The following is a 15,550-nucleotide window of genomic DNA, read 5'->3' on the forward strand; positions in this document are numbered from 1 at the left end:
GACTAGGAAAGAAGTGCACTAAATGGAATGTACTTCACCATATCGCCAGCTTTTAATGCTTGGCCCGGCGGACGATCTACTAAGCCATCCCCCCAAGAGGCGCTAGTAAGTACCCCAGAGCTTTGATTGGGGAATAGATCTAAACCACCCTGCGCATTGATCTTGACACGCAGAAACTCATTACGGCGATCAGCCTTTAGCCAATCAAAGTCAGCACGCATGGGGTAAGACTGCGGTAAACCCGCCTCTCGCCCTTGTAACTTGAGAATAAATGGGCGAACAAATAATAGGAAAGTTACAAAACTCGATACCGGATTACCAGGTAAGCCAATAAACCAAGTTTCCGCATTATCTTTTGAACTATCTAATTTACGCACAGCGCCAAAAGCCAAAGGCTTACCAGGCTTCATCGCAATCTGCCAAAGATCTAATCTACCTTCAGCAGTGACTGCGGGTTTAATGTGATCTTCCTCGCCAACCGATACTCCGCCGGACGTAATGATTAAGTCATGGTCATTGCTAGCCTTGCGAAGAGTTTCTTTCGTGGCCTCAAGACTATCAGGAACAATTCCAAAGTCAGTGGCATCGCAGCCCAAGGATTTAATACACGCCAATAAGGTGTCGCGATTGGAGTTATAGATGCCACCCGGCTTGAGTGGCTCACCCGGCAGGGATAACTCATCACCAGTGAAAAATGCAGCCACTCTCACTTTACGTTTGACAGTTAAATGCGTTAAGCCAGCAGAGGCTGCAACTCCAAGCTCCTGGGGCCGGAGATGAGTGCCTACTGTAAGTGCTACTTTGCCAGCTGTTAGATCTTCACCTCTGCGACGAATCCATTGGCCTGATGTTGGTGCGATATTGACTTGGACTTGATTGCTGACCCCTTCTGGAGTCGAGCAGTCTTCTTGCATGACAACGGCATCAGCGCCTGGAGGAACTGGGGCACCAGTAAAGATTCTGGCAGCAGTACCAGGCTCAAGCTGAGTTCCCATGGATCCCGCCGGAATGCGTTGTGCAATTGTGAGTGTTTGGCCTGGAGTGTTGGTATCCACTGTTCGCACCGCATAACCATCCATCGAGGTGTTATCGAGTGGAGGCACATCTACAAGACTATTTACATTCTCTGCAAGTACGCGGCCTAGAGCAACTTGCATTGCCAGTGTTTCAGTTTCGCTTACAGGCTTTGCATGAGAAAGTAAGTGATCTAAAGCCTGCTGAGCAGTCAACATCGGAGGCTTAGTCATGGCAATTGATTTCTGATTTAGTTGGTGTGGGCAGTAATGAAGTTTTTTACCTGATCGACATCGGCATCGATATTTTCAACGCGCTGTGGCTTTGACTTAATATCTTTAAATGCTGGCGGGCATTCTGCTGGACGCCCCAATGCTATTTCAATCGTTTCTTCAAACTTAATGGGTAAAGCAGTTTCCAAAACAATCATGGGGATGCCTGCCTGCAAGTGTTCGCGCGCAACCTTTACGCCATCTGCTGTATGTGTATCAATCATCACGCCATACTGCGCATCAATATTACGAATCGTTTCTAGGCGATTGTCATGGGTGCTACGGCCAGATAGAAATCCATACTGCGCAAGGTCTTTAAAGACGGCGTCTTTAGAAATATCAAAGCCACCAGCTTGATCGACCTGCTTAAACATAGCCGCAGTAGCTTTGCCGTCCTTGCCCATAAAATCAAATACAAAGCGCTCAAAGTTGCTCGCCTTGGAAATATCCATAGATGGGCTAGACGTATGCAAAGTCTCGGCAGACTTTCGTGCTCGATAGACGCCGGTACGGAAGAACTCGTCGAGAACATCATTCTCATTCGTGGCAGCAATCAAATGGGCGATTGGTAAACCCATCATACGGGCAATATGACCAGCACAGATATTGCCAAAGTTACCTGAGGGTACAGTGAATGACACTTGCTCATCACTAGATTTTGTAGCCAGTAGATAGCCTTGGAAGTAATACACCACCTGAGCAACCACGCGACCCCAGTTAATGGAGTTGACCGTACCAATTTGGTGATTCGCTTTAAAGCTGTGATCATTACTCACTGCTTTAACAATATCTTGGCAATCGTCAAATACTCCAGCAACTGCCAAGTTAAAGATATTGGGATCTTGCAGAGAATACATTTGGGCAGACTGGAATGAACTCATCTTGCCGCACGGTGAAAGCATAAATACCTTCACACCCTCTTTGCCACGCATTGCGTATTCAGCAGCACTTCCAGTATCCCCGGATGTCGCGCCCAAAATATTAAGCTCCTGACCATTCTTCTTTAAGGCGTATTCAAAGAGATTGCCCAAGAACTGCATCGCCATGTCTTTAAATGCCAATGTGGGTCCATTAGACAAGCTAAGCAAACCAATACGTGTGCCCTGCTCTTCACCCAACCAATGCAATGGCGTGATGTCTTTAGCGTTATCTTCTTTGCGGCCATTGCAATAGACCTGCTCTGTATAGGTCTTGCATAATAGAGCGCGCAGATCCACCTCAGGAATGTCATCGCAATACAGACTTAAGACCTCATAAGCGAGATCGGCATAGGGCATGCCACGCCAAGCATCTAACTGCGCTTTAGTAACTTGCGGGTACTCTGTTGGCAGATATAAGCCGCCGTCTGGTGCTAATCCACCAAGCAGAATTTCTAAAAAGGATTGCTGTGGGCTATTGCCCCGAGTAGATTGGTAACGCATGTATTTGTATTAGGACAGATTTTCTAAGCGGATCTTCACTACTTCACCGGCAACAGTTTTCAGATTCTGAATTTCCCCAATTGCTGCCAGCATGTGCTTTTCTTTGGTCTCGTGGGTGAGCGCAACCAAGTCGGTTTGACTTTCGCCCTCGTCAGCTTCTTTTTGCAAGAGAGCATCGATCGAGATGCTGTGAGCTGCCAAGATCTTAGTAATGTCAGCTAGCACACCAGCTTGATCCGCTACGCGCAAACGTAAGTAGTAACTGGTGGTAATTTCACCCATGGGTAATACGGTGATGTCACGCACAGCATCCGGCTGAAACGCTAAGTAAGGAACACGGCTCTCTGGGCTTGCGCCCAATAAACGCGTGATATCTACTAAGTCTGCAATCACAGCAGAGGCAGTTGGCTCTGAGCCTGCGCCCTTACCGTAATAAAGCGTAGTACCTACTGCATCACCAAATACCTGAACCGCATTCATGGCGCCTTCGACGTTTGCAATTAAACGCTTAGTCGGAATCAAGGTTGGGTGCACACGCAACTCAACGCCAGTAGTTGTTTTCTTAGCAATACCGAGTAACTTGATGCGATAACCCAACTGCTCGGCATATTTAATGTCGATAGCATCTAACTTGGTAATACCCTCAACGTGCGCTTTCTCAAATTGCATAGGAATACCAAATGCAATTGCGCTCATGATGGTTGCCTTGTGGGCAGCATCTACACCTTCAATATCAAATGTAGGGTCTGCTTCTGCGTAGCCCAGACGCTGCGCTTCTTTCAAGACCGTCGCAAAGTCTAAGCCTTTGTCGCGCATCTCAGAAAGAATAAAATTGGTTGTGCCATTGATGATGCCGGCGATCCACTCAATACGGTTTGCAGTCAAACCTTCGCGTAGCGCTTTGATGATTGGAATACCACCAGCGACAGCCGCTTCAAACGCGACCATGACGCCCTTTTCATGGGCAGCTTTAAAAATCTCATTACCATGCACGGCGATCAAAGCCTTGTTGGCTGTGACTACATGCTTACCAGCGGCAATAGCCTCAAGAACCAAGTCCTTAGCAATACCGTAACCGCCAATCAATTCAACAACGATATCAATCTCAGGGTTGTTAATCACAGCACGTGCATCACTCACAACTTGTGCACGGTCTTTTACCAACTCTTTAGCGCGCTCTACATTAAGGTCGGCAACCGTATTAATGCGAATACCGCGACCAGCACGACGGGTAATTTCATCTTGGTTGCGTTCGAGAACAGTAAATACACCACCACCTACAGTGCCAATACCTAATAGACCAACTTGAATCGGTTTCATGATGCCTTTGTTGCTGTTGAATTAGTCGAATTAGTTGCCTTACGACTGTGTTTTTGACGATAACGCTCTAGGAAACGTGCAAGACGACCAATAGCCTCTTTCAGCACATCCTCATGAGGTAAGAACACTACGCGGAAGTGATCTGACTTGACCCAATTAAAACCAGAGCCTTGAACCAGTAATACTTTTTCTTCTTTGAGCAGATCAGCTACAAATTGCTGATCATCTTCAATCGGGTACATCTCGGGATCGAGTTTTGGAAATAAGTACAAAGCAGATTTTGGCTTCACACAAGTCACACCAGGGATTTCAGTAATGAGCTTCCAGGCGAGATCCCGCTGTTTCGCTAAGCGGCCACCTTCAGCCACTAGGTCATTAATACTTTGATAGCCGCCCAAAGCTGTCTGAATAGCGTACTGGCCTGGCACATTGGCACACAGGCGCATTGAGGACAACATATTGAGACCCTCGATGTAATCGCGGATCATCTCTTTATCCCCAGAAACTACCATCCAGCCAGCGCGGTAACCGCAAGAGCGGTAGTTTTTGGATAAGCCATTGAAGGTGATAGTGACTACATCAGTGGATAAGGATGCCAAAGAGACATGCTTCTCTTGGTCGTACAGCATCTTGTCGTAAATCTCGTCAGCGAACAAAATTAAATCATGCTCACGCGCAATTGAAGTTAACTCTGCCAACACTTCTTTGGAATAAACAGCGCCCGTTGGATTATTCGGGTTGATTACTACAATCGCTTTGGTGCGCGGTGTAATCTTTTTACGCAGATCAACCAAATCCGGCGCCCACCCTTTAGACTCATCACACAAGTAATGAATTGGGGTGCCGCCAGATAAACTTACCGCAGCAGTCCATAGGGGATAATCTGGAGCAGGCACCAAGACTTCATCACCGTTATTGAGCAATGCATTCATTGCGAGAACGATTAATTCAGAGACCCCATTACCGGTGTAGATGTCATCCAAAGTAACGCCCTGGATGCCTTTTTCCTGGCAATATTGCATGATGGCTTTACGAGCGGCAAAAATTCCTTTGGAATCAGAGTACGCTGAGGCATTACCCAAATTACGGATCATGTCCAACTGAATCTCTTCTGGAGGATCAAAACCAAAAACACCCACATTACCGATGTTTAATTTGATGATTTTGTGACCCTCCTCTTCCATGCGCTGAGCGAGTTCCAGCACGGGTCCACGAATGTCATAACAGACGTGATTGAGTTTTTCGGACTTTAGGATCGGTTTCACAATAAATTAAAGGATAAGTTCTTGAAATCTAGGAAAAAACAGCTAGCTATAATCAGCACAATTATGACAGAGAGTCCATGTGAAGCTTCAATCTGACCTCCATTCCGGAGCCAATACGATCACCGGTTACGGCGATGGCTACATTGAGATCAATAAGATCCCCTACAGTCACGCGGTTTTACTGAGTTCTGACGGTGAAATCCTAGAATGGGCCGTAAAGTCCTTCGAAGAGCTGAGCTCATCAGATTTCGCTCAAATGGCTTCCCTTAAGCCTGAATTAATCATTATTGGCACTGGTAAACGCCAACGCTTCCCAAGGCCTGAGTTACTTAAGACGCTTATAGAGGCCAAGATCGGCTTTGAAATAATGGATTCTCAGGCGGCTTGTCGCACCTACAACATTCTTGTCGGCGAAGGCCGTCAAGTCCTCCTCGCCCTAATTGTGGAAGCCATCTAATGCAGTTTGGCCAAATTCGGCAGTCAAGCGCCCTCAACCCAGCAACTATTTTGGTTCTGGTCTTGATCTACGCCTTGCTGTGGTTTGGCACCTTAAATTACCGTCACCTCATTCCGTCGGATGAAGGACGATATGCCGAGATTGCTCGTGAGATGCTCGTCACCGGAGATTGGGTCACTCCTCGCTACAACGGTTACAAGTATTTTGAAAAGCCCCCATTGCAAATTTGGGCTACTGCTACCGCCTTTAATCTTTTTGGGATTGGTGATTGGCAAGCGCGCTTATGGACCGCGCTTACTGGATTTCTGACAATTGTGTTTATTGGATTTACTGGCGCACGCATCTACAGCGCACGCGCAGGCTGGTTAGCTGCCATCGCTTTAGCCTCGAGCCCAATGTGGGTTATTGGCGGGCACATCAACTCACTCGACATGGGATTGTCGGCATTTTTGGTTGCGGCACTATGCAGTCTTTTATTAGCACAAACTTCTCGTAACTCGAGCGACACTAGAAGCTGGATGTGGGCCTGCTGGGCCTGTATGGCCTTAGCGACGCTATCCAAAGGTGTTATTGGGCTTGCGATCCCCGGTATGGTGTTTGCTGTTTATTCGATTACTGCGTGGGACTGGAAGATCTGGAAGCGGCTACACATCATTAGTGGCACGATTTTGTTTTTAGCGATTACTGCGCCTTGGTTTGTCCTAGTGGCTCAACGCAATCCCGAGTTTCTGGAGTTCTTTTTTATTCATGAACACCTGCAACGATTTACGCAAACAGCTCACAGCCGCACTGGTCCGATTTATTACTTCATACCACTTCTACTAATTGGCTTTTTGCCATGGATTGCACAGACCCCTGGAGCGCTTGCTCAGGCCTGGCAAGAGCGCAATCGTGAGTTCTCTAGCGGATGGTTACTCACCTGTTGGTTTACAGTCATCATGGGATTTTTTAGTATCTCCCAATCGAAATTACCCGGCTACATCATCCCTGTCTTTCCCGCGCTAGCACTGCTTGTCGGTCATCGCTTAGATCGCAATCTGGGTTTTAGTAATTCACTTGCATTGCCTTGGAAATTACAAGCACTCTTCTTTGCAATTTTGGGTGGTGTTGGTTTTTTCTTTTTAGGTGAAGTCGGCAAACAAGCCAGGCCTGATGAAATCGAGTCCTATGCGCAATACCTCTATTGGATAGTTGCTGCGCTGATTGCCCTAATTACATTTAGTCTCCTGACGTTCATGCAAAGCAAACGCAATGGCCTAAGCAGCATTACTAGCTTTGCTTGCGGCTTTTTTCTCTGCGCACTCATCGCCGGTACGGGCCATGAAACTTTAGGTCGCGCTGTATCCGGTATTGATTTAGTCGAGAAAGTTAAACTAGGCATTCCGGAAAAAGTGAATTTTTATTCCATCAGAATTCTAGATCACACAGTGCCGTTCTATCTTGGTAGGACCATGATCATGGTGGAATTTTTAGATGAATTACAGTTTGGCGCCCAACAAGAACCTGATTTGTGGCTACCTACCTTAGATGCTTTTATCGAACGCTGGAAAGAAGACCAAACCGCTTATGCATTGATGGTTCCAGAGCAATATGTTGAGCTGCAAAAACTCAATGTCCCCATGCAAGAAGTGGGCAGAGATTCTCGGCGCGTGATTGTCAAACACCCTGAATCACAAAGTAGTTCGGCACAATAAATTCTTAAGGCCACCATGTCAGTCACTCAAAACACCCTGCCTTTTATTCCATTTACGCGCCCACACTTTAATCAAGAAACGATTGATGCGGTTACCGAGGTTCTGCGTTCTGGTTGGGTTACTTCAGGTCCGAAGTTGGCTGAATTCGAGTCCACCCTGAGTGACTATTTCGGTGGTCGCCCTGTGCGTTGCTTTGCCAACGGCACTGCCACTATGAAAATCGCTTTGCAGGTTGCTGGCATTGGCCCTGGTGATGAAGTCATTACCACCCCAATCTCTTGGGTTGCCACGTCCAATGTCATTCTAAGTGTTGGGGCTACACCCGTATTTGTAGACATTGACCCCCATACACGTAACATCGATTTAAACCAGATAGCTGCAGCCATTACTCCGAAGACTAGGGCCATCATGCCCGTCTATTTGGCTGGACTACCAGTTAATATGGATCAACTCTATGAGTTGGCCAAGCAATACAAGCTAAGGGTGATTGAAGATGCGGCACAAGCATTTGGGTCACAGTGGAAAGGTCAAAAGATTGGAAGTATTGGTGACCTCGTGAGTTTTAGTTTTCAGGCAAACAAAAACTTATCCACTGTTGAAGGCGGCTGTCTTGTTTTTAACAATACTGATGAAGCAAAGCTCGCAGAGAAGTTTCGCCTGCAAGGTCTCACACGCCAAGGTATGGATGACATGGATGTGGATGTACTGGGTGGCAAAGATAATTTGACTGATGTGAATGCAGTCATTGGTCTGCATCAACTCAAACAGTTGCCGGCGTTTCAGACGCGTAGAAGTGCATTAGCCAAACAGTACTTTGATGCTATTAACAGTGAAATGAAATCAGCGGGCCTGGATAATCTCAATCTAGAATTGCCCGTGGAGAGCTTCACCGACAGTAATTGGCACATGTTTCAAGTTGTACTCCCTCTTGAGCAATTGACTGTGGATCGCGCGCAGGTGATGACGGAACTCAAAGATCTGGGGATTGGTACCGGCGTTCACTACCCTTTGATTACTGGATTTACGCTTTACCAAAACCTGGGCTACAAAGTGGAGGCCACTCCAGTTGCAGAGCGTATTGGCCGCTCCATTTTGACCCTCCCCCTCTTTCCAGGCATGGCAGATGAAGATATTGGCCGTATAGCCAGTACTTTGGTTGGAATTCTGAAGAAACATCGTAAAAACTAGGGTCGAGGACGGAATCAGGCAAAATTGCAGCATGACTGCAAATTTAGCTACCCAAGCCTGCAATCCCATACTCAGCGTTGTTATCCCCGTTTACAACGAGGAAGACGGCCTTCAAGCACTCTTTGATCGCCTTTACCCTGCGTTAGATGTCATGGCCAGTAAGCGCAACATTACTTATGAAGTGGTGTTTGTGAATGATGGCAGCAAAGATCGCTCCGCCGGCATCCTAGCTCAGCAAGTTGAGCTGCGCCCAGATGTCACGCGCGCGGTGTTATTTCACAGTAACTTTGGTCAGCACATGGCGATCATGGCCGGCTTTGAATGTTCCCGTGGTGAGCACATCATCACTCTCGATGCAGACCTGCAGAATCCCCCAGAAGAAATCGATGCCTTGGTAAATGAATTACTAAAAGGCCATGACTACGTCGGCACCATTCGCGCCGATCGTCGCGATAGCTTCTTCAGAAAATTTGCTTCACGCGCGATGAATCATTTGCGTCAGAAAATCACGCGCATCACAATGACTGATCAAGGCTGCATGCTGCGTGGCTATAGCCGTCGTATTGTTGATCTCGTACGTCAGTGTGATGAGAGTAATACCTTTATTCCGGCTCTGGCTTATACCTTCGCATCTAACCCAACCGAAATTACCGTCAAACACGAAGAGCGTTTTGCCGGTGAATCTAAATACAGCCTCTATCAACTCATTCGTTTGAACTTTGATTTAGTGACCGGCTTCTCCGTCATGCCTTTGCAGATTTTCTCGATTCTGGGAATGTTGCTGGCGATGGCTGCGGGCAGTCTGTTCATCTATCTTCTGGTTCGCCGCTTTGTGCTCGGTGCTGAGGTTGAAGGGGTGTTTACCCTCTTCGCTCTCACCTTCTTCCTGATTGGCGTGATGCTCTTTGGTCTTGGTCTACTCGGTGAGTACATTGGCCGCATCTATCAACAAGTTCGCGAACGTCCTCGCTATGTTGTGCAGACTGTTTTAGAGAAAAAATAATTGCACGCAGTCGTCTTTGCTTATCACGATGTTGGCGTTAACTGCCTTAAGGTATTACTTGATGCGGGCATGCAAATTGATTTGGTGGTAACCCATCAAGATGATCCTAATGAGAATGTCTGGTTCGGGAGCGTTGCGAAACTGTGTGAGGATCAACAGATTCCCTACATCACACCAGATGCCAATCAATTAATGGATCTCATACCGCAGCTTCAAAAGCTAGCGCCTGATTACCTTTTCTCTTTTTACTATCGCCACATGATTCCAGCAGAACTCTTGGCTTGTGCCAAGATTGGAGCCTTGAATATGCACGGCTCTCTGTTGCCCAAGTTCCGAGGGCGGGCACCAGTCAATTGGGCCATCCTGCACGGTGCAACGGAAACCGGTGCGACCTTGCACATGATGGAAGTCAAACCAGATGCGGGTGATATTGTGGGACAGTCGGCTGTCTCGATTGGACCTAACGAAACCGCTACCGATGTTTTTGGCAAAGTGAGCCAAGCAGCCATCACGGTAATGCAGCAGGCCCTACCCGAGCTTGTTCAAGGCCGCATCCCCAAAAAACCCAATAATCTGGCTCTGGGAAGCTATTTTGGGGGCCGTAAGCCTGCTGATGGGGAAATTCTGTGGCATCAGACGGCTCAGCAGGTTCATAACCTCGTGAGAGCCGTTGCACCCCCTTATCCAGGCGCTTTTACAGACTGGCAAGGTCAGCGCAAGATTGTGGCTCGGACCAGCCTAGAGGGCCCATTTCCGAGGGAGCTAGATCTTCAGGCTCCCGGCATCCAAGTGGTTGATAATCAGGTATTCGGCGTTTGTGGGGACCAAAAAGCGGTAGAGATACTCGACTGGTTCCCAGCAAATAGCTAACAAATTACAAGTAGCACTCTTTAGATTAAAAAACGAGGCAGTAAAGATGAAAAAAGTACTCATTCTTGGCGTAAACGGATTTATCGGCCATCACCTTTCAAAGCGCATCCTGGAGACAACTGATTGGGATGTCTATGGCATGGATATGCAAAACGATCGCCTTGGTGATTTAGTAAACCATCCCCGCATGCACTTCTTTGAAGGTGATATCACCATCAATAAAGAATGGGTTGAATACCATATCCGTAAATGCGATGTCATTCTGCCTTTAGTAGCGATTGCGACACCAGCAACTTATGTTCAGCAACCATTAAAAGTATTTGAGCTCGACTTCGAGGCCAATTTACCAATCGTGCGCTCAGCAGTTAAATACAAAAAGCATTTGGTATTTCCATCCACATCCGAGGTTTATGGCATGTGCGAAGACGGGGAGTTTGATCCTGCTAAATCTAATATGGTTTACGGCCCAATTAACAAGCCACGCTGGATCTATGCTTGCTCTAAGCAATTGATGGATCGTGTGATCTGGGGTTACGGCATGGAAGGTTTGCGCTTCACCCTCTTTCGCCCATTTAACTGGATTGGCCCTGGACTAGATAGCATCTACACACCAAAAGAAGGTTCCTCCCGTGTCGTTACTCAGTTCTTGGGTCACATCGTTCGCGGCGAACCCATCAACGTGGTTGACGGCGGCGCACAAAAACGTGCCTTTACTTATATTGATGATGGTATCGACGCCTTAATGCGCATCATCGACAATAAAGACGGTGTTGCTGACGGCAAGATCTATAACATCGGTAATCCAAAGAACAATCACTCTATTCGTGAGCTCGCCAACCAGATGCTGGAGATTGCTCGCAGTATTCCAGAATACGCAAAAATGGCGAATGAAGTGAAGATCGTAGAAACCACTTCTGGCGCTTACTACGGTGAAGGCTATCAGGACGTTCAGAATCGTGTTCCTGCAATTGACAACACGATGACTGAATTAGGCTGGAAGCCAACGATCAATATGAGCGATGCGCTAAAGAATATTTTCGAAGCCTATCGCCACGATGTAGAAAATGCACGTCATTTGGTTGATAAAGAGTAAGCGAAAGTACATTTAGGGTTTCATGGCTAAGATTGCACTCAAGGTAGATGTTGACACTCTGCGCGGTACCAAAGAAGGTGTCCCCAACCTAGCGCGGACGCTTGAACGCTTTGGCCTGAAAGCTACCTTCCTATTTAGCCTAGGTCCCGACCATACCGGCTGGGCACTCAAGCGAGTCTTTAAGCCGGGCTTTCTAAAGAAAGTGAGTCGCACTTCCGTTGTTGAACACTACGGTATTAAGACTTTGCTTTACGGCGTCCTTCTTCCTGGTCCAGATATTGGCAAACAAGCTGCAACTGAAATGCGTGCCATAGATGCGGCTGGTCATGAAACTGGCATTCATACCTGGGATCACGTAGCTTGGCAAGATGCTGTGCGTCATCGCGATGCCCAATGGACTAAAGCGCAGATGCAAAAAAGCTGGGATCGTTTTGTGGAAATCTTTGGTCACTCACCGGTCACTTATGGTGCCGCTGGCTGGCAAATGAATGAAGTGGCCTTTGAGCAACTTGATCAATGGGGTATTAAATATTCTTCCGATGGCAGGGCTGAGCCTAACTTAATGCCATACCGTTTTGCACTACCGTCCGGCAAAGCAAAGCACGTGCAATATCCAACTACCTTACCAACTTTTGATGAGTTGATTGGAATTGATGACGCCGATGAATTTGCTGCTGTAAAGAAGCTCCTAGCAATTACTCAAAGCAATCCAAATGATCAGGTCTTCACTCTGCATGCAGAGCTTGAGGGTCAAAAGCTACTTCCTGCTTTTGAGCAATTACTAGCGGGCTGGCTAAACCAAGGGCATGATCTAGTTACCATGGGTGAACTTCATCAATCTTGGGAAGCCACCAAGCAACTGGATAAAATAGCCGTACAGCCAGTCGCCTGGGGGGAGATCCCCAATAGAAGCGGCGAACTCATTTTGCAAGCGATATGAGTTGGCTCAGAATACGTAATACATCAAGTTAAATAAGAGGGTCCCATCATGACAGTAGAAATTGGTAAATCAATGCCCCAATGCGCAATCCCGGCAACATCAGGATTGACCTTTACCCCAGACTCAGCCAAAGGCAAAAAACTGGTTGTCTACTTTTATCCTAAAGATATGACCCCAGGCTGCACTGCGGAGTCTGGTGAATTTCGGGACAACATTGATGCCTTCACTAAAGCCAATACTTTGATCGTTGGGGTATCTCGAGATAGCCTCAAATCTCACGATAATTTCCGAAGCAAACTAGAGCTGCCATTCGAACTCGTTGCCGATACCGAAGAAACCCTGTGCCAGCTATTTGGTGTCATGAAAATGAAGAATATGTATGGCAAGCAAGTTCGTGGCGTAGAGCGCAGCACCTTCCTCTTCGACTCTTCGGGCAAGCTGGTAAAAGAGTGGCGCGGGCTTAAGATTCCCGGACATGTGACAGAGGTATTACAAGCAGCCCAAGCAACTAAATAATTTTTAAATTAATTTAATCTGGGGCACTTGCAAAGCCAAAAATTTGGGGTAAAGTAGTCCTTATGCACCGTAAACGACGGGAAAGTCTCACAATCCGTTTGACTCATCAGCCTAAACACTTAACAATAGGCTCGGTAAACAACCCCCGCTGTTTTACAGATCGTCTTACACCCAGTTTCGTTATAAGCCGTCAATGCAACCCGCTTGACGGTTTTTTCTTTTAGGAGAGTCTGCATGCCATTGCCCCCAATCCCAACTCAAATTGCCGACCAAGTCAAAATTAGCAGTAAGGACACCCCGAATTTAAAGAAACGTCCTGCGCCAGCAAAAACTGTTGTGATGGAAAGTCATGTGCCAGATTGGGCAACAGATGTAGAGGAAGATCTTTCTGCTGCTGAAGTAGCGCTCGAGAAAATTAAAAGCGATCACAACCCAGTCGTTGTGCGTAGTGCGCGTAGTGATAACAAGATAGCGAATGTACCTGAAAAACCAAAGCGCATTAATCGCACCGGTCCTCCGAGTCTATTCGTCTTAGACACCAATGTATTGATGCACGATCCAAGTTCTCTGTTCCGCTTCTCTGAGCATGATCTCTTCTTGCCGATGACCACTCTTGAGGAGCTGGATAACCATAAAAAGGGTATGACAGAGGTTGCTCGTAACGCCCGCACAGTAAGCCGCTCCTTAGATCAGTTAGTGGCTGGAACTAGCGGCACATTAGATGAAGGCATCCCCCTTAATAAGCTTGGCAATCAAGACGTATCTGGTCGACTCTTTTTCCAGACAAAGCTGACTACCCAAGCACTACCAGAGGGCTTGCCTGAAGGTAAGGGAGATAACCTCATCTTGGCAGTAGTAAGTGAGCTACAAAAGATACGTAAAGGCCAGGAAGTTGTTTTGGTATCTAAAGATATCAATATGCGCATTAAGGCGCGCGCTCTGGGTTTGCCGGCTGAAGATTACTTCAACGACCAGGTCTTAGAAGATCGCGACTTAATGTATTCCGGAGTTATGGCACTACCTGCAGACTTTTGGCCAAAGCATGGCAAAGACATGGAGAGCTGGGCTGACGGTAAATCTGGAACAATGTTTTATCGCGTAACCGGTCCTTCAGTTCTCGGCATGTTAGTAAATCAGTTTGTCTATCAAGAAAACCCAGATGGATCAACACCCTTCTATGCCCAAGTTAAAGAGATCAATGGCAAGACTGCCCTACTACAAACTCTGAGGGACTTCTCTCATCAAAAAAATAATGTATGGAGTGTGACCGCGCGCAATCGCGAGCAGAACTTTGCCATGAACCTACTCATGAACCCGGATGTGGACTTCGTCACATTATTGGGGCAAGCGGGTACTGGTAAAACTCTGCTGGCCTTAGCTGCAGGCTTAGAGCAAGTGTTAGATAGTAAGCGCTATAACGAGATCATTATTACCCGAGCCACTGTTCCTGTTGGTGAAGATATTGGCTTTTTACCAGGCACTGAAGAAGAGAAGATGCAGCCTTGGATGGGTGCTTTTGATGACAACCTTGAGGTGCTACAACGTAACGAAGATGGTAGCGCTGGTGAATGGGGTCGTGCTGCCACACAAGAATTGATTCGTTCACGCATTAAGGTAAAGAGCATGAACTTCATGCGTGGCAGAACTTTTGTCAGTAAATTTGTGATTATTGATGAGGCGCAAAACTTAACTCCAAAGCAAATGAAAACCTTGGTTACTCGTGCGGGCCCAGGAACCAAGATTATTTGTTTAGGCAATATTGCGCAGATTGATACGCCTTACTTAACTGAAGGCTCCTCAGGTCTCACTTATGTGGTAGATCGCTTCAAAGGCTGGCGTCATGGCGGACATGTGACTCTGGCTCGCGGTGAGCGTTCCCGTCTTGCGGATCATGCTGCTGACGCACTCTAAGCAAACTGTTTCATGCCGCACTCTGATAGGGTACGGCATTTTTATTTGCACCCTACTCTCGCTTTCAGGTTGTAGTAGTTTTGGTTCAAAGAATAGTGCAGCTAAAGTTACCCAGTTCAGACAAGATACTAGCGTGGGTACCGAAGATATCTCGATTGCCGCAGTGGGTTTAGTTGGGGTTCCTTATCGCTATGGAGGAAACAACCCTAGCGGGGGGTTTGATTGCAGTGGATTAATAGCCTATGTCTATAACAAGTCAGCAAACATCAAGCTACCAAGGACTATTCAGGAGATGAGTAATCGAGGTCAAAGTGTAGATAGCGGTCCACCCGCACCAGGAGACCTCGTATTCTTCAACACTACTGGTACAAAGTACTCGCACGCCGGCATTTATGTCGGTCAAGGCAGATTTGTGCATGCCCCAAGCGCTGGTGGAACCGTTCGCTTAGAGTACATTACTACCCCCTATTGGGCGGCAAGGTTTACTGAGGCTAGAAGATTAACGCCTTAATTATTAGCCTTTGAGCTGATAGCATTACACCGTATTCCCAAAACACTGAATATTGTTTACATTTCAAGGAGAACA

The 15,550-nt window shown here is 47.0% G+C and carries 14 protein-coding genes; 10 read left to right on the forward strand and 4 right to left on the reverse strand.

Annotated features, from left to right (window positions below):
• Nucleotides 1-2: 2 nt before the first annotated feature.
• Genes C2747_RS07560 through C2747_RS07575 form a run of 4 tightly spaced genes read right to left on the reverse strand, consistent with a single transcriptional unit; the run spans nucleotide 3 to nucleotide 5,292 of the window.
• Nucleotides 3-1,232: a molybdopterin molybdotransferase MoeA gene (locus C2747_RS07560; protein WP_215333130.1), complete on the reverse strand. Its 1,230-nt coding sequence runs from the start codon at nucleotides 1,230-1,232 to the stop codon at nucleotides 3-5.
• Nucleotides 1,233-1,264: 32 nt separating this feature from the next.
• Entirely contained in the window at nucleotides 1,265-2,707 is a 1,443-nt protein-coding gene (gene thrC, locus C2747_RS07565) for a threonine synthase (protein ID WP_215330979.1), read from the reverse strand.
• Nucleotides 2,708-2,716: 9 nt separating this feature from the next.
• On the reverse strand, nucleotides 2,717-4,027 hold the full coding sequence (locus tag C2747_RS07570; protein ID WP_215330980.1) for a homoserine dehydrogenase: 1,311 nt from the start codon (nucleotides 4,025-4,027) through the stop codon (nucleotides 2,717-2,719).
• Nucleotides 4,024-5,292, reverse strand: coding sequence for a pyridoxal phosphate-dependent aminotransferase (locus tag C2747_RS07575; protein WP_215330981.1), 1,269 nt, complete (start codon nucleotides 5,290-5,292; stop codon nucleotides 4,024-4,026). The genes C2747_RS07570 and C2747_RS07575 overlap by 4 nt, the downstream gene beginning before the upstream one ends.
• Before the next feature lie 79 nt (nucleotides 5,293-5,371).
• Between C2747_RS07575 and C2747_RS07580 the strand changes: the two genes are divergently transcribed.
• The 10 genes from C2747_RS07580 to C2747_RS07625 all read left to right on the forward strand — a co-directional run bounded on the left by C2747_RS07580 (nucleotide 5,372) and on the right by C2747_RS07625 (nucleotide 15,475).
• Nucleotides 5,372-5,749 carry an Mth938-like domain-containing protein gene (locus C2747_RS07580; RefSeq protein WP_215330982.1) on the forward strand — a complete coding sequence of 126 codons (378 nt, stop codon included), beginning with the start codon at nucleotides 5,372-5,374 and terminating at the stop codon, nucleotides 5,747-5,749.
• On the forward strand, nucleotides 5,749-7,443 hold the full coding sequence (locus C2747_RS07585; protein ID WP_215330983.1) for a glycosyltransferase family 39 protein: 1,695 nt from the start codon (nucleotides 5,749-5,751) through the stop codon (nucleotides 7,441-7,443). Before C2747_RS07580 ends, C2747_RS07585 begins: the two co-directional genes overlap by 1 nt.
• Before the next feature lie 15 nt (nucleotides 7,444-7,458).
• Nucleotides 7,459-8,631 carry a DegT/DnrJ/EryC1/StrS family aminotransferase gene (locus C2747_RS07590; RefSeq protein WP_215330984.1) on the forward strand — a complete coding sequence of 391 codons (1,173 nt, stop codon included), beginning with the start codon at nucleotides 7,459-7,461 and terminating at the stop codon, nucleotides 8,629-8,631.
• A 31-nt stretch (nucleotides 8,632-8,662) separates the two neighbouring features.
• The gene (locus tag C2747_RS07595; RefSeq protein ID WP_215330985.1) at nucleotides 8,663-9,634 is read left to right on the forward strand and encodes a glycosyltransferase; all 972 of its coding nucleotides are present in this window, start codon (nucleotides 8,663-8,665) and stop codon (nucleotides 9,632-9,634) included.
• The gene (locus C2747_RS07600; RefSeq protein WP_215330986.1) at nucleotides 9,635-10,504 is read left to right on the forward strand and encodes a formyltransferase; all 870 of its coding nucleotides are present in this window, start codon (nucleotides 9,635-9,637) and stop codon (nucleotides 10,502-10,504) included.
• A gap of 46 nt (nucleotides 10,505-10,550) precedes the next feature.
• Nucleotides 10,551-11,597, forward strand: a complete 1,047-nt coding sequence (locus C2747_RS07605) for a bifunctional UDP-4-keto-pentose/UDP-xylose synthase (RefSeq protein WP_215330987.1) — start codon at nucleotides 10,551-10,553, stop codon at nucleotides 11,595-11,597.
• 22 nt (nucleotides 11,598-11,619) lie between these two features.
• Nucleotides 11,620-12,537: a polysaccharide deacetylase family protein gene (locus tag C2747_RS07610; protein ID WP_215330988.1), complete on the forward strand. Its 918-nt coding sequence runs from the start codon at nucleotides 11,620-11,622 to the stop codon at nucleotides 12,535-12,537.
• Nucleotides 12,538-12,585: 48 nt separating this feature from the next.
• Complete coding sequence (locus C2747_RS07615; protein ID WP_215327658.1) at nucleotides 12,586-13,053, forward strand: peroxiredoxin; 468 nt, start codon at nucleotides 12,586-12,588, stop codon at nucleotides 13,051-13,053.
• Nucleotides 13,054-13,287: 234 nt separating this feature from the next.
• A complete protein-coding gene (locus tag C2747_RS07620) occupies nucleotides 13,288-14,964 on the forward strand; it encodes a PhoH family protein (protein WP_215330989.1) in 1,677 nt (558 codons plus the stop codon).
• The gene (locus C2747_RS07625; protein ID WP_349814575.1) at nucleotides 14,921-15,475 is read left to right on the forward strand and encodes a C40 family peptidase; all 555 of its coding nucleotides are present in this window, start codon (nucleotides 14,921-14,923) and stop codon (nucleotides 15,473-15,475) included. Before C2747_RS07620 ends, C2747_RS07625 begins: the two co-directional genes overlap by 44 nt.
• The last annotated feature ends 75 nt before the right edge of the window (nucleotides 15,476-15,550 follow it).

The sequence above is a fragment of the Polynucleobacter corsicus genome (assembly GCF_018688255.1).
Classification (GTDB): Bacteria; Pseudomonadota; Gammaproteobacteria; order Burkholderiales; family Burkholderiaceae; genus Polynucleobacter; species Polynucleobacter corsicus.